Source organism: Janthinobacterium sp. GW823-FHT03B06 (assembly GCF_058796955.1).
Window position 1 is genome coordinate 1,085,015 of record NZ_JBXAJE010000001.1, and the last position, 18,660, is coordinate 1,103,674.

The 18,660-nt window shown below is 61.5% G+C and carries 20 protein-coding genes; 10 read left to right on the top strand and 10 right to left on the bottom strand.

Features of this window, described 5'->3' with window-relative positions; translation table 11 throughout:
- Positions 1-364: 364 nt before the first annotated feature.
- Positions 365-2,152, top strand: coding sequence for a GGDEF domain-containing protein (locus AC1RBA_RS04975; RefSeq protein ID WP_492417174.1), 1,788 nt, complete (start codon positions 365-367; stop codon positions 2,150-2,152).
- Positions 2,153-2,170: 18 nt separating this feature from the next.
- On the opposite strand, the gene AC1RBA_RS04980 is transcribed toward AC1RBA_RS04975, so the two are convergent.
- From AC1RBA_RS04980 to AC1RBA_RS05000, 5 genes are all read right to left on the bottom strand, one after another.
- A complete protein-coding gene (locus tag AC1RBA_RS04980; RefSeq protein WP_492416949.1) occupies positions 2,171-2,614 on the bottom strand; it encodes a DUF6386 family protein in 444 nt (147 codons plus the stop codon).
- Positions 2,611-3,087, bottom strand: coding sequence for a DUF4262 domain-containing protein (locus AC1RBA_RS04985; protein ID WP_070218649.1), 477 nt, complete (start codon positions 3,085-3,087; stop codon positions 2,611-2,613). The genes AC1RBA_RS04980 and AC1RBA_RS04985 overlap by 4 nt, the downstream gene beginning before the upstream one ends.
- Positions 3,088-3,188: 101 nt before the next feature.
- Positions 3,189-4,577: a tetratricopeptide repeat protein gene (locus tag AC1RBA_RS04990; protein ID WP_492416952.1), complete on the bottom strand. Its 1,389-nt coding sequence runs from the start codon at positions 4,575-4,577 to the stop codon at positions 3,189-3,191.
- A 176-nt stretch (positions 4,578-4,753) separates the two neighbouring features.
- Complete coding sequence (locus AC1RBA_RS04995; RefSeq protein ID WP_492416953.1) at positions 4,754-5,383, bottom strand: 3'-5' exonuclease; 630 nt, start codon at positions 5,381-5,383, stop codon at positions 4,754-4,756.
- 119 nt (positions 5,384-5,502) lie between these two features.
- Entirely contained in the window at positions 5,503-6,753 is a 1,251-nt protein-coding gene (locus AC1RBA_RS05000) for an Hsp70 family protein (RefSeq protein WP_070218648.1), read from the bottom strand.
- 445 nt (positions 6,754-7,198) lie between these two features.
- Between AC1RBA_RS05000 and AC1RBA_RS05005 the strand changes: the two genes are divergently transcribed.
- Positions 7,199-8,224: a LacI family DNA-binding transcriptional regulator gene (locus AC1RBA_RS05005; protein ID WP_492416956.1), complete on the top strand. Its 1,026-nt coding sequence runs from the start codon at positions 7,199-7,201 to the stop codon at positions 8,222-8,224.
- 165 nt (positions 8,225-8,389) lie between these two features.
- On the opposite strand, the gene AC1RBA_RS05010 is transcribed toward AC1RBA_RS05005, so the two are convergent.
- Entirely contained in the window at positions 8,390-8,854 is a 465-nt protein-coding gene (locus AC1RBA_RS05010; RefSeq protein WP_306798511.1) for a YidB family protein, read from the bottom strand.
- 217 nt (positions 8,855-9,071) lie between these two features.
- Between AC1RBA_RS05010 and AC1RBA_RS05015 the strand changes: the two genes are divergently transcribed.
- From AC1RBA_RS05015 to AC1RBA_RS05025, 3 genes are all read left to right on the top strand, one after another.
- Positions 9,072-9,284: a hypothetical protein gene (locus tag AC1RBA_RS05015; RefSeq protein ID WP_492416957.1), complete on the top strand. Its 213-nt coding sequence runs from the start codon at positions 9,072-9,074 to the stop codon at positions 9,282-9,284.
- A gap of 103 nt (positions 9,285-9,387) precedes the next feature.
- A complete protein-coding gene (locus AC1RBA_RS05020) occupies positions 9,388-10,095 on the top strand; it encodes a hypothetical protein (RefSeq protein WP_492416959.1) in 708 nt (235 codons plus the stop codon).
- Positions 10,096-10,168: 73 nt separating this feature from the next.
- The gene (locus AC1RBA_RS05025; protein WP_492416960.1) at positions 10,169-10,642 is read left to right on the top strand and encodes a DUF6328 family protein; all 474 of its coding nucleotides are present in this window, start codon (positions 10,169-10,171) and stop codon (positions 10,640-10,642) included.
- A 19-nt stretch (positions 10,643-10,661) separates the two neighbouring features.
- Here the strand turns inward: AC1RBA_RS05025 and AC1RBA_RS05030 are convergent, their stop codons facing one another.
- Both AC1RBA_RS05030 and AC1RBA_RS05035 read right to left on the bottom strand, forming a co-directional pair.
- On the bottom strand, positions 10,662-11,120 hold the full coding sequence (locus tag AC1RBA_RS05030; RefSeq protein ID WP_070218644.1) for a DUF421 domain-containing protein: 459 nt from the start codon (positions 11,118-11,120) through the stop codon (positions 10,662-10,664).
- 30 nt (positions 11,121-11,150) lie between these two features.
- A complete protein-coding gene (locus AC1RBA_RS05035) occupies positions 11,151-12,074 on the bottom strand; it encodes a LysR family transcriptional regulator (RefSeq protein ID WP_492416962.1) in 924 nt (307 codons plus the stop codon).
- 103 nt (positions 12,075-12,177) lie between these two features.
- On the opposite strand from AC1RBA_RS05035, the gene AC1RBA_RS05040 reads away from it, so the two are divergent.
- From AC1RBA_RS05040 to AC1RBA_RS05060, 5 genes are all read left to right on the top strand, one after another.
- Positions 12,178-13,194 carry an aldo/keto reductase gene (locus AC1RBA_RS05040; protein WP_492416964.1) on the top strand — a complete coding sequence of 339 codons (1,017 nt, stop codon included), beginning with the start codon at positions 12,178-12,180 and terminating at the stop codon, positions 13,192-13,194.
- Positions 13,195-13,213: 19 nt separating this feature from the next.
- Entirely contained in the window at positions 13,214-13,630 is a 417-nt protein-coding gene (locus AC1RBA_RS05045; RefSeq protein WP_492401568.1) for an SRPBCC family protein, read from the top strand.
- 294 nt (positions 13,631-13,924) lie between these two features.
- Entirely contained in the window at positions 13,925-15,142 is a 1,218-nt protein-coding gene (locus AC1RBA_RS05050) for an MFS transporter (protein ID WP_492416966.1), read from the top strand.
- A 166-nt stretch (positions 15,143-15,308) separates the two neighbouring features.
- Positions 15,309-16,049: a HipA family kinase gene (locus AC1RBA_RS05055; protein WP_492416968.1), complete on the top strand. Its 741-nt coding sequence runs from the start codon at positions 15,309-15,311 to the stop codon at positions 16,047-16,049.
- Positions 16,046-16,885 (top strand): DUF3037 domain-containing protein, encoded by an 840-nt coding sequence (locus AC1RBA_RS05060; RefSeq protein WP_492416970.1) that lies wholly within the window; start codon positions 16,046-16,048, stop codon positions 16,883-16,885. The genes AC1RBA_RS05055 and AC1RBA_RS05060 overlap by 4 nt, the downstream gene beginning before the upstream one ends.
- Positions 16,886-16,965: 80 nt before the next feature.
- On the opposite strand, the gene AC1RBA_RS05065 is transcribed toward AC1RBA_RS05060, so the two are convergent.
- Complete coding sequence (locus AC1RBA_RS05065; protein ID WP_492416972.1) at positions 16,966-17,664, bottom strand: aspartate/glutamate racemase family protein; 699 nt, start codon at positions 17,662-17,664, stop codon at positions 16,966-16,968.
- A 69-nt stretch (positions 17,665-17,733) separates the two neighbouring features.
- Complete coding sequence (locus AC1RBA_RS05070) at positions 17,734-18,627, bottom strand: hypothetical protein (RefSeq protein ID WP_492416974.1); 894 nt, start codon at positions 18,625-18,627, stop codon at positions 17,734-17,736.
- Between the last annotated feature and the right edge of the window lie 33 nt (positions 18,628-18,660).

Below are 18,660 nucleotides of genomic sequence, written 5' to 3' on the forward strand. Positions count from 1 at the left end.
ACACCGCGGCTGCCCATGTTGACTTTCGCCAAGAGAAATCATAGCGCGGATTGCTACTTTTAAAGCACAGTTATCCGATGGATTTGCCGTCTTTTGTTTGGCAAATTCACATGGATTACCATGATAAATCTCGCTTTCGGTGGAATCGGCAAACTGACGTTCATACAAGAAACATTATCAAAAGCAAAGTCGTTTCATCAAGCTGTCATAAATCTTCTTTACTATCGGCAACATGTTCATGGCCCGTCCAGAGGCCGTGCCGCCACGTCCGCCTATGTACACTCTCGCCCTCCCCTCCGCCACCGCCGCGCCGGCCCCCGCGACGCCATCGAACGTGGCTTACCTGAAACCCCCATCGGCCAGCATGAGCATCGAAGGGACGGATGCCTTGCACGAGATCCTGGCGGGCCGCAAGCTCAGCGCGCTGTTCCAGCCCATCATCCACATGCACAGCGGCGACATCATCGGCTACGAAGGCTTGATACGGGGTCCGTCCGACAGCCCGCTGCACGCGCCGATGAATCTGTTCAAGGTGGCGCGCGCGCACGACCTGACCCTGGAAGTGGAACACCTGTGCCGCCAAGTCGTGCTTGAACGCTTCGCCGAACTGCAGTTGCCAGGAAAACTGTTTCTCAATGTCAGTCCCGAATGCCTGCTGCTGCGCAATGCCCGCCATGGCGAAACCCTGGAATACATCGAGCACATCGGCATCAACCCGGACCGTGTCATCATCGAACTGACGGAAAACCAGCCCACGTATGACTACGAGCTGATGCGCGAAGCGGTGCTGCACTACCGCAACATGGGTTTCCAGATCGCCATCGACGACCTGGGCGAAGGCTTTTCCAGCCTGCGCCTGTGGTCGGAACTGCGGCCCGAATACGTGAAGATCGACATGCATTTCATTCAGGGCATCAACAACGACCCCGTGAAACTGCAGTTCGTGCGCTCGATCCAGGAAATCGCGGAAAAATCGGGCACCCTGGTGATCGCCGAAGGCATCGAGGCGCAGACGGAATTGCTGGTCTTGCGCGACCTGGGTGTGGCGTTCGGGCAAGGCTACCACCTGGGCCGGCCCAACGCGGTGCCGGCGCGCGCGCTGCCCGCCGAAGTGGTGCAGGCGCTGGGGCGCAATGGCGTGGCCGTGTATCCGCAACGCAGCAGCCTGGAAAAGAACGGCGCCAGTATCCGCAAGCTGCTGAACAAGGTGGCGGCCGTCTCGCCGCAGTTCAATAATAACGAGGTCTACGACATTTTCCTGAAAGAACCAAAGTTGATGATCATCCCCGTCGTCGACGACGGCGTGCCGCTGGGCCTGATCAGCCGCTTCGAAATGATCGACCACTTCGCCCGCCCCTACCAGCGCGAACTGTACGGCAAGAAATCATGCAGCCTGTTCATGGATGCCACGCCCCTGATCGCCGACCACGAGACGAGCTTGCAGGAACTCAGCTACACCATGGTGCAGTCTGATGCTCACCACCTGTTCAACGGCTTCATCATTACCGAACACGGCCGCTACCTGGGCATGGGCACGGGGCACGACCTGATGCGCGAAATCACGCAGATGCAGATCAATGCGGCCCGGTACGCCAACCCGCTGACGCAACTGCCCGGCAACGTGCCCATCAACGAACATATCGACCGCTTATTGCACAGCGGCAGCCGCTTCTGGGTCTGCTATTGCGACCTCGACCACTTCAAGCCCTTCAACGATGTGTACGGCTACCGCAAGGGCGACGACGTGATCCAGCTGACGGGAGAAATTCTCAGCAGCCATTGCGACCCGAACCGCGACTTCATCGGCCACATCGGCGGCGACGATTTCATGATTCTGTTCCAGAGCGAAGACTGGGAAACGCGCTGCCAGGCCATGCTGGACGACTTCGCGGCCGCCATCCCCGCCTACTACAGCACCAGCGACTGCGAACGGGGCGGCTACATCAGCGAAGACCGGCAAGGCAAAAAAGTGTTTTATTCCTTGATCAGCCTGTCGCTGGGCGCGATCAAGGTCGAGGCGCACCAGTATTACACGCACCATCAGATCGCCACCCAGGCGGCGGAAGCGAAGAAACAGGCGAAGAAAATCCACGGCAACAGCCTGTTCCTGGACCGGCGGCAAGGCGCGGCCGTGGCCCGCATGGACGCCTAGCCAAGGTGCAACGGCGCATCAAATACGCACGAGGTCGGCAAACGCATTGCTGCTGCGCGCATCGGGCACGAATGCCAGGCTGATGCGCGCGCCATCGCGGCGTGCCTGCACGCGGTAGCTGCCCGCCGACACGTCCACGAACAGGCCGCCGTATGCCGTGTCCGGTTCCAGGCCGCCGCCCGTGACGTCTTCCCCGGCGCCGATGAAGACGCGGCCCGAGACGATGGCCAGGTGCACGCTCGCATGCGGCTCGGCAAGTTCCCCGTGCAAAACCACGTCATACGCGCCGTCGCCGCCCACGTTGAAAAACGCCGCCTGCCCCGCATTCACGGCCGCCAGTTCCGCGCTGGGGAGGCTCCACCAGTCGCAGTCATCGTCGAGCTTGTGGCGCAGGAGGGCCGGGTCGAACACGCACAAGGTCGCCGTGCCGGTCAGAATGCGGACGGAGGTGCCTGCCGTCATGCGGCCAGCGGCGCCGGCCCCAACAGGGGCTGGCTCTCCACGTACTGCGCGCTCGCTTGCGCCTGCCACGGAAAATGGCCATCACGCGACGGCCAGACGATCTGGTACAAGGTAAAATCATCGCCCTGGTAATACCAGCGCGCATAGCCGACGTAGTTGCGGTATTGCTCGACGGGCACGCGCACGAAGGCGCAGGGATGGCCTTCGAGCAAGGCGTCCGTGGTGGCCGTGAAATCCGTGATGGCGCCGCTGCGCACGGCATCGAGCGCCACGTCGAGTATCTGGTGGGCCATGGCGCGCGGCAAGCCCATGATCAGCAATTCAGGCTGGCCGAAGCTGTGGCCGGCGCCTATGGTAAAAGCATAGCCGGGCCCCTCTTCATCGGCACCGATGTGGACGCCATGCCAGCCATGCGTGGCGATGTCGTCGATAACTTTTTGCTCGGATGCATCCTCACCTGCCTGCCTTACCATGCTCCACCTTTCACTGTGCTGAAAACCGCGCCGCCTTCGCGGCATGCTCTTGGGCAATTATCGCATGCAGCGCGCATCGCTGCGCGCACGGCGCCGGCGCGTCATTCGACCGGCGGCAACGGCGGCGAGCGCACCTGATGCCATTGCCGCACGCGCTGCTGCGCCTCCTGCAGCTGCGCCGGCGCCAGCCTGGTGGCAGCCGCTTCCCTGGCCCTGACCGCCCCGCTATCGCCCCCCTCGGCCGCCAGCGCCAGCCACATATAGCCGCAAACGCGATCCTTCTCCACGCCGCGCCCGCTGTTATACATGCCGCCCAGGTTGTACTGCGCCAGCGCATGGCCCTGGCCCGCCGCGCGCGCATACCAATGCACGGCCAGGCCATCGTCTTGCGGCACGCCATGACCATTCGCATACATGACGCCCAGGTTATTTTGCGCGCTGGCATCGCCCTGCTCGGCAGCCGTGCGGTACCAGCGCACGGCGCACACCTCGTCGCGCTCCACGCCCTGGCCGTTGGCATACATCACGCCCAGGTTGAATTGCGCATTCGACGCGCCTTGGGCCGCCGCCTTCGCATACCAGTCCAGCGCCTGGCGCAAATCGCGGGCGACGCCGCGCCCGCCGGCAAACATGCCGCCGAGATTGTATTGCGCCATGCAATGGCCTTGCAGGGCGGCACGCCGGTACCAGACGACGGCGCGCGCCTCGTCCTTGTCCACGCCCTGGCCGCGCGCCAGCATCAGGCCCAGGTTGAACTGGGCGTCGGCGTCATCCTGCTCGGCCGCCCGCTGCAGCCAGGCGTAGGCACGCAGCTGGTCGGGCGCCACGCCCAGCCCTTCCGCATATGCCACGCCGAGTTGCCGCTGCGCCACGGCGAGGCCCTGGGCGGCGGCCTGGCGGAACCAGGCCAGCGCCTGGGCATCGCTTTGCGCCACGCCTTGCCCGCGTTTGTAGACGAGCCCCAGGTTCAGCTGCGCCTGGGCATCGCCCTGCAAGGCCGCCTTGCGGAACCAGGCCAGGGCCAGCGCATCGTTTTTTTTCGCTCCCAGGCCTTGCGCATACGCTTCGCCCAGCAAGGATTGCGCACTGGCCACGCCCTGCTCGGAAGCGCGGTAGAACCACGCCAGGGCCAGCTCGTCGCTCTGCAGCACGCCGCGCCCCTTGCGGTACATCTGCCCCAGGTTTTGCTGGGCCGAGGCATCGCCCTGGGCAGCCGCGCGGCGAAACCACAGCACGGCGTCTGCATCGCTCTGCGCCACGCCGCGCCCGTGGTAATACAGGGCACCCAGATGGTTCTGCGCGAAAGCCAGCCCTTGCAGCGCGGCCAGGCGCAGCCAGACATAGGCGCGCGTATCGTCCTGCGCCACGCCTTCGCCCTTCTTGTACATCAATCCCAGATTGAACTGGGCATACGCATTGCCCTGCTCGGCAGCCGTGCGGAACCAGATATATGCTTCGTGGCTATCTCTGGCAGTATGGTGCTTGTCCATGTGCGCCCCCATCCACATTGCGCTTGCCGGCAGCACGCGCAAAACGGCGGCCCAGGGCGGCGAAATCGTGTGTTGCTTAAATTTTAAATTCGATGCGGGGGAAGGACTTGAGCAGGCTCAAAGGAAATAACAAAATTATATCGTTTTGATGAGCCTGCTTAGACAGGCTAAGGCGCTCAGCGGCGCGATGAATGCTTTTGCAGGAATTGCGGCACCTTGCCGGTGGCCAGCTTGTTCAGCGACACCAGCAGGTCGGCATCGACATCGGCGATACCGTAGCTGCTGCGCAAGTGGCGGCCGATATGGATCAGCACTTGCGCCGCCACTTCCGCATCGGACTCGGCCCTGTGGGCGGCGCTCTTGAAGGCGATACCCAGCTGGCTCGACAGCAAGCCCAGCTTGTAGCTGGCCATGCCGGGAAACACGCGGCGCGACAGTTTCAAGGAACACACGAGCGACTGGTGCGCGGGCGTCAGGTTCAGCCTGGCGCTTTCGGCGCGCAGGAATTTTTCATCGAAGCTGGCATTGTGCGCCGACAAGGCGTCGCTACCGATAAAGTCCAGCAATTGCGGCACCACCTCGGCCACGGGCGGCGCCTTGTCCACCATGGCCTGCGTGATGCCCGTCAAGCCCGTAATGAACGCGGGGATACGCGCATTGCAATTGATCAGGGTCACATAGCGGTCGGTGATCCGCCCGCCCTCGATGCGCAGCGCCGCCACTTCCGTGATGCGGTCGCCCATGTCGGGCGACAAGCCGGTCGTCTCGAAGTCGATCATGACGATCGGTTTGTCAAACACATGCATGGGGCGCTCTTTCGTGGGTGCAACAGTGGGTGTATCGATAAAATGCGCAGGGCAAGGCGCCGCGTCGCAGACAGTACACTAGTACGGCAAGACGCGGCAACGCCGCCATGCACATTTTATCAGCCGAACTTGCGCACGGCGTCCAGCGCGAGGCCCGCACCGATGCTGCCGAACAAATCGCCCTCGACCTTGCGCGCGGCCGGTACCAGGGCGGCGATCTTTTCGCGCAACAAGCGCACGCCGCTCGAGCCGCCCGTGAAGAACACGGTGTCGACGGCGTCCGGCGCCACGCCCGCGTCGCGCAGCAGCCGCAGCACGGTTTCTTCCACGGAGCCGCACAGGTGGCCGATGGCGTCGTCGAATTGCGCACGTTTGAGCAACAGGCTTTGCGCGGGCGACAAACGGTCCAGCTCCAGCTGCACTTCGGCCGCGTCGGACAGGGCGATCTTGCCCTCTTCCACTTTCATGGCCAGCCAGTGGCCGGCGCGCTCGTCGATCAGCGTTTGCAGCCGCTTCACTTTGTCTTGCTCGCGCGCATCGCGGCACACGTCGGCCAGCTGTACCCAGATCTTCTTCGTGTAGGCCAGGTTGATCGTGTGCCAGGTCGCCAGGTTGAAATAATAGCTGGACGGCACTTCGCTATTGTTGTGCAGGCGGCTGCCATAGCCGAGCAAGGGCATGACGGAGGACAGGCTCAGGTATTTATCGAAGTCCGTGCCGCCGATGTGCACGCCGCCCGTGGCGAGGATATCGTCGCGCCGTTCCATCTTTTTCGCCCGTTCCGGCGACAGGCGTACGAGGGAAAAGTCGGAAGTACCGCCGCCGATGTCGGCGATCAGCACCAGCTCTTCCTTGTCGATTTGCGACTCGTAGTCGAAGGCGGCGGCGATCGGCTCGAACTGGAAGGCGACGTCCTTGAAACCGACGGAGCGGGCCACTTCGGCCAGGGTATCCTGCGCCAGCTGGTCGGCCTGCGCATTATCGTCGATAAAGAAGACGGGACGGCCGAACACGGCGGACGTGAATTCGCGGCCGGCGGACTGCTCGGCACGGCGTTTCACTTCGCCGATGAATTGCGCCAGCAACATGCGGAACGGCAAGGCGCGGCCACCCACTTCCGTCTGGCCATCGATGAGGCTCGTGCCCAGCAAGCTTTTCAGCGAGCGCATCAGACGCCCCTCGTAACCGGCCAGATACCCGGCCAGCGCCGCGCGGCCAAAACTGACTTCCTCGTCTTCCGCATTGAAGAAGACAACGGACGGTAAGGTCGTCTTGCCATCTTCCAGGCCAAGCATGGTGCTCTGCCCGGGACGCGCCCAGCCTACCGTGGAATTTGACGTGCCGAAATCGACGCCGCAAGCATTGGCCATGTCGACCCTTCCCTGAATAAAGGGGCGTTATGTTATCAGAAGGCAGGCCATTGCACCAGAAAAACCCGTTCAGCCCGGTGAACATCCCAAGCTTGCTTTGCATTCGGTACGGGCCGCGCGCAAAAGCTCCTGTTGGAAAATTGATGCCGGGACCCGACGGGACGCCTCCGCCCCTATGGCAGCGGCCCCTGCGACCATGACCATGGAAGGGCATGCATACCACTTGCCATTCAATCAAATTATTTGCAACATGGATAAGAAAACAGTCTTGCCACATGGAAATATTTTCGCTATGCTCATTTTTCCCGCCCAGGCCGCCACAAGCGGCCGGGCCTGCAGGAATACTTTGAGACAGGTTGCTTGCCAGACCAATATGCGAAAAAAGAATACTGTAGCCCGGACACCCGGCACCACTGCCCGCGCCATACCCGGTGCCGGACGGCGCGTGACCTCGTATGACGTGGCCCTGCTGGCCGGCGTGTCGCAATCGGCCGTGTCGCGCTGCTTCAAGCCGGGCGCCAGCGTCTCGCCCGCCACGCATGCCAAGGTCATGCAGGCGGCCATCAGCCTCGACTACATTCCCAACGCGGCCGCGCGCAGCCTGATCACGCGCCGCTCGAATCTGGTGGCCGTCATCATTTCCAACCTGGCCAATCTGTACTATCCGCAAGTGTTGTCCGACCTGAGCCAGCAAATCGCCCGCCAGGGCAAGCGTTTATTGCTGTTTACCCTGGAGCGCGAAGCGGACATCGGCAAGGTCTTGAGCGATGTGTGGCAATACCAGGTCGATGGCGCCGTCGTGGCCGCCTGCCTGTCGGACGAGCAGATGGCCGAATTCGGCCGGCGCGACGTGCCGCTGGTGCTGTTCAACCGCAGCCCGCGCGAACACGCCGTGCACGCGGTGCTGTGCGACCAGGGCGAAGCGGCGCGCCTGCTCGTCTCGCGCCTGGCCGAGGCGGGCCACCGCCAGTTCGCCGTCATCGACGGCCCCGGCGACTCGGCCGTCGCGCAGGAGCGCAAGACCGGCGTGCTGGACCGGCTGTTCACACTGGGCTTGCCCGCGCCCATCGTCGTCAGCGGCAACTACGATTACGCCAGCGGCGGCCATGGCTTGCGCAAAGTCATCGACCGCCTGGGACGCGTGCCGGACGCCGTCATTTGCGGCAACGACATCATGGCCATCGGCTGCCTGGACACGGCACGCCACCAGATGGGCATCCAGGTGCCGCTGCAAATGTCCGTGGCCGGCTTCGACGCGCTGGAAGCATCGGGCTGGCTCAGCTACGACATCACCACCCTGCGCCAGCCCGTGCAAAAAATGGCCACCGACGCCGTCGCCATGCTGGGCGAGCTGATGGAACGGCGCGGCGGCATCGCCGAGCGGCGCCGCTATTGTTCGTATCTGGTGGAAGGGAGTACGGCAAGGCTGACCGGCGCGCCTCCCCACTTCGGCATGATGGCCGCCGCCTGAAAAACGCCCATGGCGTTGTTGCCTGCCCCTCGCCGTACTCGCGTACTGTCTTCGGGGCGGCGCCTAGCCCTGGGCGTTTTTCAGACGTTCATAGTTCGCACACAAAACCTTGCACATAAAAAAACCTCGCATCGCTGCGAGGTTTTTTGTTGTGGCATTGGCTGCTCAACCGAAGATCTTGCCCTTGAGCATATTCAAGCCCTGGCTGACCAGGTCATTGCCTTCAGGTACTTGACCGTTCGGCGTCAGCTTGTCGATCAGCTGGGGCAGCAAGGCGGCCAGGCCGCCCGAGGCCGCGTCCGGGGCGACGCCCGCTTTTGCAGCGATCTCGGTGATCGTGTCGGCGCCCAGCGCATCCTTGATCTGATCGCCGGAGACGGGCGCATTGGCGCCGGTGCCGATCCAGCTGGCCACTTGGTCGCCCAGGCCGCTTTCCTGGAATTTCTGCAGCAGGCCGGGCAAACCGCCATGCTGGTTGACCAGGTCCATCACGCTGGCCATCAGTCCCGACGAGGCTTCGCCGTCCGCACCCTTGTTGCCCAAAGCGCTCATCGCCTGTCCTGCAAGTTGATCTAGCAAACTCATCGTATTCTCCTGAACGCTGTCAATTGGTGCCGCATACAGCGGCATCCGGTAAGGCCGGCGCATAGTCGCCGACACACGCAACAATTATACTATACATAATTCAAATGCTATAATTACAATTTAACAGGCGGAACAAAACCAGGCTCGGCCGCAGCCTCACCCACCTCCATCATATTTAGTTCGGCACAACATGCAAGCGTAAATTGACGAGTTACAAAACCGTGTAGAATTAATTTTCCTACTTACTGAGGAGTATCAACACATGAACATCAATAAAGCGGTAGACAAAGCCTACGAAAAAAAGACGTTCAAGGAAATTGCCGATGCCCCCGTCAATGCGCTGCAAGGCGTGAGCGAGAAGGATGCGGAACTGCTCAAGCAGGCGTTCAATATCAAGACCGTGCGCGATCTGGCGAACCTGAAATACTCGAAGTGGGCGCGCGCCATCGTCACCCTGGCCGATACGGAAGAATAAACCGGGCCATGCCGCAGGCATTCCCGTCAGCACGGCCCGCCCCAGCCGGCGGGCTTTTTTACGCCATGGCGGCTGGCAAGCCGGTCGCCGCGCGGAGGCGCGCTTGCCCACGCCGCTGACCCTGCCCGGCATCTGCTGGCCCCTGCAAGCGAGCACGGGCCATCTCGCCGTCACCACGCAGCATATCACCGGGCACTTTCGCGCCGGCGCGGGCTGCGATGCCATCGTGCTGTGCGACCTGCTGCCGGCTGGAAAATTTCGCAACGGCGCGGCGCGCCACTGGTGCCGCACGCACCAGTGCTACTGGGGCGCCAAGGCCGACCTGGCCGACTGGCAGGCGACGCGGCAGATGCGCTGCCGCCAGCACGCCAGCCCCATGGGCTATGTGCTGTATCCGGAACTGTTCGACCCCGGCCGCTTTCACGCCACCACCTTGCGCCTAGCCCCCGATGGCTTGCTGCAACTGCGCGCGCTGGCCAATGACGGCGGCAGCCTTCTGGCGCGCGACGCGGCCGCGCTGGCCATCGATTGCCGCGCCCTGCCTGGCCTGTTCCCGCCCGACATCGTCCAGCTGAACCTCACGCCGCCCGCCGCGCAAGCCTACGCCGCCGCCTTGCAGGCAGGCACGCCGCTGGACTGCAGCGACTGCGCCCGCTGCGGCCATCCGCACCTGGACCTGGGCAGCTTCGCGCTGGCGCCGCACCGCCGCCACAGCTGCGGCCATTGCGGCCATGACGCCTCGCACAGCGCCACGGCCATCGTCTCGACACCGCTGTGGCGCTTGCGCCAACACATCGCGCAATGCTTCTGAAGGTGCGCGCGCCCACAGTCAGCGCGGGCGCCTGCGCGTAGACTGGTCCCATCACTACCTCAAGGACTACCCCATGCCACACGCGCGACAGCAGCAAGACGATGACCAGCCAAGCGACGATGGCGACCTGTCCGACCTGCTCAGCGAATTGCGCATCCTCTTGCCAGGCGCGCAGATGCTGACGGCCTTTCTCATCATCCTGCCCTTCAATGGCGGCTTCGCGAAGATCGTGCAGACGGAAAAGGTCGTCTTCCTGCTGACGTTTTTCCTCTCCATGACCAGTCTGGTACTGCTCAGCGCGCCAGCCATCCAGCACCGCGTGATGCGCCCCCTGCAAGACCGCGAACGCTTCAAGCGCGTGGCCGACCGCATCATGATGTGCGGCGCCTTTTCGCTCGCGCTGGCGTTTATTCTGGGCACCAATCTGGTGATGTCGGAAGTCTTTGGCCACCTGCCCGGCATCGTCGCCAGCATCCTGATGGGCACGCTGATCGTCTGCCTGTGGTGGCTGCTGCCCCTGCACTTAAAACGCAGCAAGAAAATATAGGCGTGGCTGGCCGCCGCGGCTATTTTTGCAGAATGGTGATCTTGCCGTCCGCTTCCAGGAACGCGCATTTCATGTCCGGCAAGGGACAATCGGCCTCGCGCAGCGCTTGCTCGACATCGCCGCCCGCCACCCTGCATTTCTTGACGACATCATCGAAAATCACGCCATCGCGGCCCAGCAGCACGGGCGTGCCATCGACCAGCTCGGCGAGCTTGCGGCTGCGCGAGGTGATCCACGCAATCAGCATGTTGAGGCAGATCAGGGTCAAGGCCAGCACCAGGCCGGCGGGAACGGAATCGTCGCCACCGGACAAGGCATTCGATACGGCTTCGCTCAGCAACATGACCACCAGCAAGTCGAACGGCGTGAATTGCCCCACCGTCCGCTTGCCCGTCATGCGCACCATCAGCAGCAAGGCAAGGTAGACGATGACGGCGCGCACCACCAGTTCCCACACCGGCACCTCCAGATCGAACATGGCAATCCTCCCGACAGATGATTGCCTTATTTATACGTCTTTTTGCCCCGCCATGGCCACACCGCTGGCTTGTTCCAGCAAGGTTGCACGGAAGATCCCCACCAGCGGGCGCAAATTCACCTTGTGCCAGGCCAGCCACAATGGCGTGCGGTAGCTGAACCACGGCAGCTCGCGCACGACGACGCCGGCCGGCGCGTGCTGGCGCAGGCTGTGCTGGATCATGGCCATGCCCAGGCCCGCCGCCACCAGACCCAGCGCCGTCAGCGGCTCCGTTGCTTCCATGCGGATATCGGGCGTAAAGCCGGCGCGCGCGCAGGCGGCGATGAAGTTATCGTGTTTCAGCACGCTTTCCTTGTGCAGCACGGCAATCCACTCCTGGCCCGCCAGGTCGGTCGGGGTCAGCTCGGCCTTGCCTGCCAGTGGATGCGTTTCCGGCATTGCCAGCAGCATGGGGTCGCTCAGCACCTGCGCGCAATCGAGGTCCGGGTCGTTCGGCAACGGCGGTTCGCACAGCAAGGCGATGTCGAGGCTGCGCTGGCGCAAGCCCTCGATCTGCTCGGCCGAATGCAGGTTATACAGGGCAACGTGCACTTGCGGCCGCGTGGCGCGCAAGGTACGCAAGCCGTCCGGCAAGACGCCCGCATGCATGGCGTTTTCGATGTAGCCGATGCACAACCCCCCTTCATCACCGCGCCCCAGGCGCTTGGCCATCGCTTCCAGCCGGTTCCCGTGGGTAATAAAAGCGCGCGCTTCGGCCAGGAAAGTGTGGCCGTCGCGCGTCAGGCGGATGCGCTGGGCGCTGCGCTCGAACAAGGTCAGGCCCAGCTTCTCTTCGAGCTGGGCGATTTGCCGGCTCAGCGGCGATTGGGAAATATGCAGGCGCTCGGCGGCCCGTCCCACGTGTTCTTCCTCGGCGACGGCGATGAAATATTGCAATTGGCGTATGTCCAACATGCCAGACCTTTCAGGACTCAAGTTACGCCAATTATGTCTTGGACAGGCTTAACTTGTCCAGCTATTCTGTCCTCACTGACTCACTGATTGAAGGAAAAACACCATGACGATCAAACACTTACTGACAGGCAAACTGGGTTTCGGCACGGCGCCGCTGGGCAATATGTTCCGCAACATTCCCGAGGCAGAAGCGCTGGCCACCGTTGACGCCGCCTGGGAATCAGGCATCCGCTATTTCGATACGGCCCCGTTCTACGGCGCCGGCCTGGCCGAGCTGCGCCTGGGCGCCGCCCTGAAGCAGCGCCGCCGCGACGATTACGTGCTCAGCACCAAGGTCGGCCGCCTCATCCTCGACGAACTGGAAGACCCGGCTGCCCGCGAACTGGGCGAAAAAGGCGGCTTGTTCGAATTCGGCCGCAAGAACAAAATCGTCGACGACTATTCGGCCGACGCCACCCTGCGCTCGATCGAAGACAGCCTCAAGCGCCTGGACACGGACCGCCTCGACATCGTCTGGGTCCACGACATCGCGCAAGACTTCCATGGCGACAACTGGCTGGCGCAATTCGAGATTGCCCGCACGGGCGCCTTCCGCGTGCTGACCCGCTTGCGCGAAGAAGGCGTCATCAAGGCCTGGGGCGTGGGCGTGAACAAGGTGGAACCGCTGGAACTGACCCTCGATTTAAGCGAAGCGCAGCCCGATGCCTTCCTGCTGGCCGGGCGCTACACCCTGCTCGACCATGAACGGGCGCTGCAGCGCCTGATGCCGGCCGCGGCAAGCCAGAACGTCGACATCATCGTGGGCGGCCCCTACAGCTCGGGCATCCTGGCCGGCGGCGCGCACTTCGAATACCAGAAGGCCTCGCCCGAGATCATTGTCAAAGTGGAACGTATCAAGGCGATTGCCGCGCGCCATGGCGTCAGCGTGAAGGCAGCCGCCCTGCAGTTTTCATTGGCCAATCCGGCCGTGGCCGCCGTGATCCCCGGCGCCAGCCGTCCCGAACGCCTGGCCGAAGATCAGCAAGCATTGCACAGCGTCATCCCCGCCGCGTTCTGGCACGACATGCGCGCCGAACAGCTGGTAGCCGCCCATGCTCCGCTGCCAACCGGCTCCAACTAATAGATACAAGGAACCAACCATGGCCCATACCACCACCTCGATCGACATCGCCGCCACGCCGGCGCAAGTGTGGCAGCTGATCGGCGGCTTCGACTCGCTGCCCGACTGGCTGCCCTATATTCCCAGCAGCACCTTGAGCGACGGGGGCCGCATCCGCCACCTGGCCACCCCGGCAGGCGACGTCATCGTCGAGCAGCTGGAAACGTATGACAACACGGCGCGCAGCTACAGCTATTCGATTCTGCAAGCGCCGTTTCCCGCCACGGATTACCTGTCGACCCTGCAAGTCGAACCTCTGGCGGGCGGCGCTGGCGCCCGCGTCACCTGGTCGGGCCGCTTCACGCCCGTGGGCGCAAGCGAGCAGGAAGTAACCGACTTGTTCCACGGCATCTACGTGGCGGGACTGGAAGCGCTGCAGCAATCCTTGGCGAAGTAACAAGCCGGGAAGACCATTTCCGCCACAGCCAGGTTTTCTTCGCCTGCCCTGTGGCGGAATCGCACCCATTCCGTGTTATCGTTAACAACAAGCGCCATCGCTGTTGTGTGCAGTGCAGCAGATTTTAGCCGCCGCCCAGCAGAGCTTGCCCGAATCTTTTACAATGTTGTCTTTGGGCAGTTCTCATCGCCCGAAAATACCGGCCAGCCGTCGACTCTGGTGGTGCATTGCCACTTCCGGCCGGGCCACCGCGCACCTCTCCACCCTGTCATTCTTTACCCAAACAACAAGAACATGCACGCCTCCGTAGACCCATTGATTCCGCGCGTCACCGCGCCTTTTGGCGCCGGCTATGCCGACCTGGCCCTGGCCATCGGCGGCCTCGCCATCGGCACGGGCGAATTCGCCTCCATGAGCATCCTTCCCGTGGTGGCCGACGACCTGAGCACGACCTTGCCCCAGATGAGTCACATGATCAGCGCCTACGCGCTGGGCGTGGTCATCGGCGCGCCATTAATCACCATCTTCCTGGCGCGCATGCCGCGTCGCCTGATGCTGATCTGTTTGATGCTGATGTTCGCCGGCGGCAACCTGCTCAGCGCCATCGCCCCCAACTACGGCTTGCTGGTCGTCGCCCGCTTCGTCGCCGGCATCCCGCATGGCGCGTATTTCGGCGTGGCAGCCTTGGTGGCGGCCGCGCTGGCCGAACCGGACCGGCGCGGCCAGGCCGTTGCCCGCGTGCTGATGGGCCTCACGGTCGCAAATATCTTCGGCGTGCCGCTGGCCACCTATATCGGCCAGACCCTGGGCTGGCGCTCGGCCTTTTTGCTGGTCGCCGCGCTGGGTTTGCTGACCATGCTGATGGTGCGCATCTTCGTGCCGATGGTCGCCGCCGGCGATTCCAGCCCGCGCCGCGAACTGGGCGTGTTCCGCCGCCTGCAAGTGTGGCTGACCCTGCTGATGGTGGCGATCGGCTTCGGCGGCATGTTCGCCGTCTACACGTTTATTACGCCAACCTTGCTGGAAATCACGAAAGTCTCGCCCCTCGTCATCTCGATCCTGCTGGCCATCATCGGCGTGGGCATGACGGTGGGTAACCTGATCGGCGGCTGGCTGGCCGACCGCTCACGCCTGTGGACCATCTTCGGCGTGCTGCTGTGGAACGTGGCCGCCCTGGCCGCCTTTACCTATACCAGCAGCAATGTCTGGTTGACGGCGATCAACCTGTTCGCCATCGGCGCTGGCATCGCCGTGGCTCCCGCCGTGCAGACGCGCCTGATGGACGTGGCCGGCGACGCGCAAACCGTGGCCGCCGCCCTCAACCATTCCGCCTTCAACATCGCCAACGCGCTGGGCGCCTGGGCCGGCGGCATCGCCATCGCCATGGGCATGGGCTTGCGCTCAACGGGCTGGGTCGGCGCCATGCTGGCCTGCGGCGGCATCGTCGTGCTCGGCATTTCCGTGCTGGTGGAAAACCGCAGCCGGACTGTGGGCGGTGTGCAGCCGGCTTGATGAGTACACATAGGTATGATAATTTTATTTGTATCGTTATCATTTCCTATATCATAAATAGAGATCGGTTCTCGCAATTCCTGCGCATCCGATTTCTTTACATGATGAAGCGTGCAGCCATGAACGAAGCAGTCATCGCCAGGTACAAATCTGAAAGCTGGCATCTGTGAATACAGCGACGATCTTCATTGACGAGGTCCTCGGTCGAGCGCAGCAAGGCATAACAGAACCATTTATTTGCCGAGGCGACGACGGAGCGATTTACTTTATCAAAGGCAAGGGAGCTGGTCGACGCAGCCAGATTTGCGAGTGGGTCTCGGCGCAGCTGGCGACGGAATTTGGCCTTCCGATCGCAGAATATGCATTGGCCGAAGTGGCTGAAGAACTCATTGAGGCAAATGCATTTCCCAATATCAGCCAACTCGGTAGCGGGATAGTATTTGCCTCGAGAGAACTTCCACATCCACAAGAGCTGACAGCGATCACACGAGACCTTGTGCCGGATCAACTGGCAAGCGATGTGTTGGTTTTTGATTGGTGGTTGCATAACGAAGATCGTCATTTGACCGAACGTGGCGGCAATCCTAACTTGCTTTGGGACATGCAGAACTCAGAATTGGTCGTGATCGACCATAACCAAGCCTTTGATCGGCACTTCAATCCAAGCAACTTCCTGAAAACGCATGTATTTGCGAGCAGGTGGAACGACATTTTCAGCGACCATTTTCAACGCGAGCACTACGCAAGCAAGTTAGGGGCAATTTTGTCAAGATTGGCGGGCATCCGTGCTAACATACCCAACTCTTGGTGGTATGTTGATGATGGCGTACCAGCAGATGTGACGTGGGATGAAATCGAGACCTGCCTGCAGCGTTGCCGCCAAGAAGATTTTTGGAATACCCCATGAAAAAGTTCGCCTGCCAATATGCTCTTTTGCGATTTCGCCCGTTTGTGGAAACCGGAGAGTTCGCCAACGTCGGTATCGCACTGATCGCCCCCGAAGCGCGCTTCTTTGGCTTCCGCATACTGAAGCGGTATGGCCGTATCACGCAATTCTTTCATCAGCTTGACCGTCAAATCTACCTGGATGGCCGCCAACTTTTTAAAGAAGAGATGGATCGCTTCGCTCTTGAGCTTCGTCGACTGGCATTGGATGGACGAAAAACGCAGCCCGACGTAGTGCTCGCAAGAAATCTGTTTGCTGAAGTAGTTCGCCCACGAGAAGCGATGCTGCAGTTTGCCGACCAGCGCGTCGTCCTGGCCGAGGATCCCAAGGCCAAACTTCTGCAGCTATTTGATCATTATGTCGAACGCAACTTTGTAACCAAAGAATATCAAGAGCGTTTATTGGAAAACAATGTTCGCAAACTCCTCTTCAATGCGCAAGTCGGCGCACGATATCAACGTGAAAAGGTTGGCACGGACGATTTCGCCGTAAACTTCCCCTTTGTCGACATGGTTGAAGGCAAAGCTGAGCGAGTGATCAAGCCCTTGTACCTTGCCCAAGGCGATAGCACCAAAATCCTCACGCATGGCGGTCAATGGGTTGATAAAGTACGGCGCTTACGCAAACGCAATGCACTACCACCAAAAGTGCTGTTCCCGGTTACGCAACCGGCAGCCAACACCAAGCCTTACTATGCATTCCAGGAGATTCGACAAGATTTGCTGACTGAAAATGTACAGGTCGTGGCCGCAGACGATGAACGTCAAATTCTCAAATTCGCTACTGACAGAAGCTGACTATAGCGCCTGATCATCATAGTAGTAGCGATCTTGAACGTGGCAGTACCGCTCAAAATGCCCATGCATGTCCAGGATCGCTACTCCGCAATGGCAAACGCCACCGCCGCCTCGCAGTGAATCGCCGTGGTATTAAATAGCGGCAAGTCGACATCGCCGGGCTGGATCAGCAGCGGTATTTCCGTGCACCCCAAAATCACGCCCTGCGCGCCTTGCCGCCGCAGTTTCCCGATGATGCCCAGGAAGATGTTCCGGCTGGCGTCGGTAAAGATATTCTGCACCAGTTCCGTATAGATGATGTCGTGCAGGATTTCCTGGTCGGCCGCATCGGGCGTCACCGTCGCGATGCCCTGCTGCTCCAGCGCATCGTGATAAAAGCGGCCCGCTATGGTCTGTTTGACGCCCAGCAAGCCGACCTCGCGCACACCCGACTGCCGCACCCGCTTCGCCGTTTCCTCGACGATGCTGATAAAAGGCAAGCCGATGCGTGGCACGACGGCCGGGGCGAAGCGGTGGGCGCCGTTTGCGCACAGCAGGAAGAAATCCGCGCCCATGCCTTGCAGGCGTTGCCCTTGCGCAACGAGGAATTGCTCGATGGCGCGGGAATCGGGCTGCGCCGCGTGCGCGACGAAATCGGCCTGGTCCATGCTGACCAGCATGATGCGCGCGCTGTGCGCGGGGCCGATGCGCGCCACCAGCATTTCATTAAGCAGGCGGTAATATTCCAGGGTGGAAGCCCAGCCGATGCCGCCGATCAAGCCTATCGTTTTGTGTTGCACGTCAATTCCAATCAAAATGCATGGCGCAAATTATATGTTGAGGCAAGTCAAGCAGACGCGGGGACAGGCTTATGCAACATCAAGACGGAGCGCGCGCGGGCCATAACGCACGGCGGAGGCATCGTCGGACTTTTTGACAGATTGCGCTCCAGACGCCAGATTATCCTGTTCAAACTGGCGCAATTCCCGCAGCAGCGCGTCCAGCTCCGTTTCACGGCAACGGCGCACCAGCCCTTCCATGGAATACAGGCCATAGGTATCGACCAGCCGGTAAAAACCATCCGTCATTGCCAGCAGCTGCGATTGCCTGTCCATGTCAAACGCGTACTGCCTGGCCTTGAATTCCCCTTGCGGATACATGCACAGTATGCCCGGCGCTTCATGCAAGTTCTGAAATGCGCGCCGGTCCCGCAGCATCGGCAGCAAGGCCGCGAATACTTCCGCCTTGTCCTCGATACCTTGCGCTTTTAACTGCGCAATGGCCGCTTTCAGTATGTCCTCCTGCGCATTCTCATAGGGATCGATATCGCGCACGTCCCCGGCTGCGCTGGAGACAAACACCTTGCAATCGCCGAGGGCATATATCTGTACAGCGGCGCCAGCGTCACCTTCGACAATACGCGCCCACGTCACGGCGGCAACAGGATAGGCATATGCAGGAATGTGCGCCAGATCAAGACGCGCCTGCACCTGGCGCTGCAAACCCGCCAAGGCCAGCTTGATGCTGTCGTGCTGGCTCAAGCCGGGCGCGACCACCTCGCTCAACAAGGCGGCAAAAGTCGACACGAACCAGGCGGCATCCCCCGCTACTGAATCGAAATAATTCTTTTCGGACACCGAGCTTGCGCCATCAAAAATCAGGATATCCACGATTCCCGCATTGTGCGCATAAACCGTTACTAGATCTTCATTATTCTTTGCGCCGGCGGCATCGGATACGTGGACAATTTTCATCAGTTGCATGGCTTCTTTTCTTAAGAAATGTAGGCAAGGCCG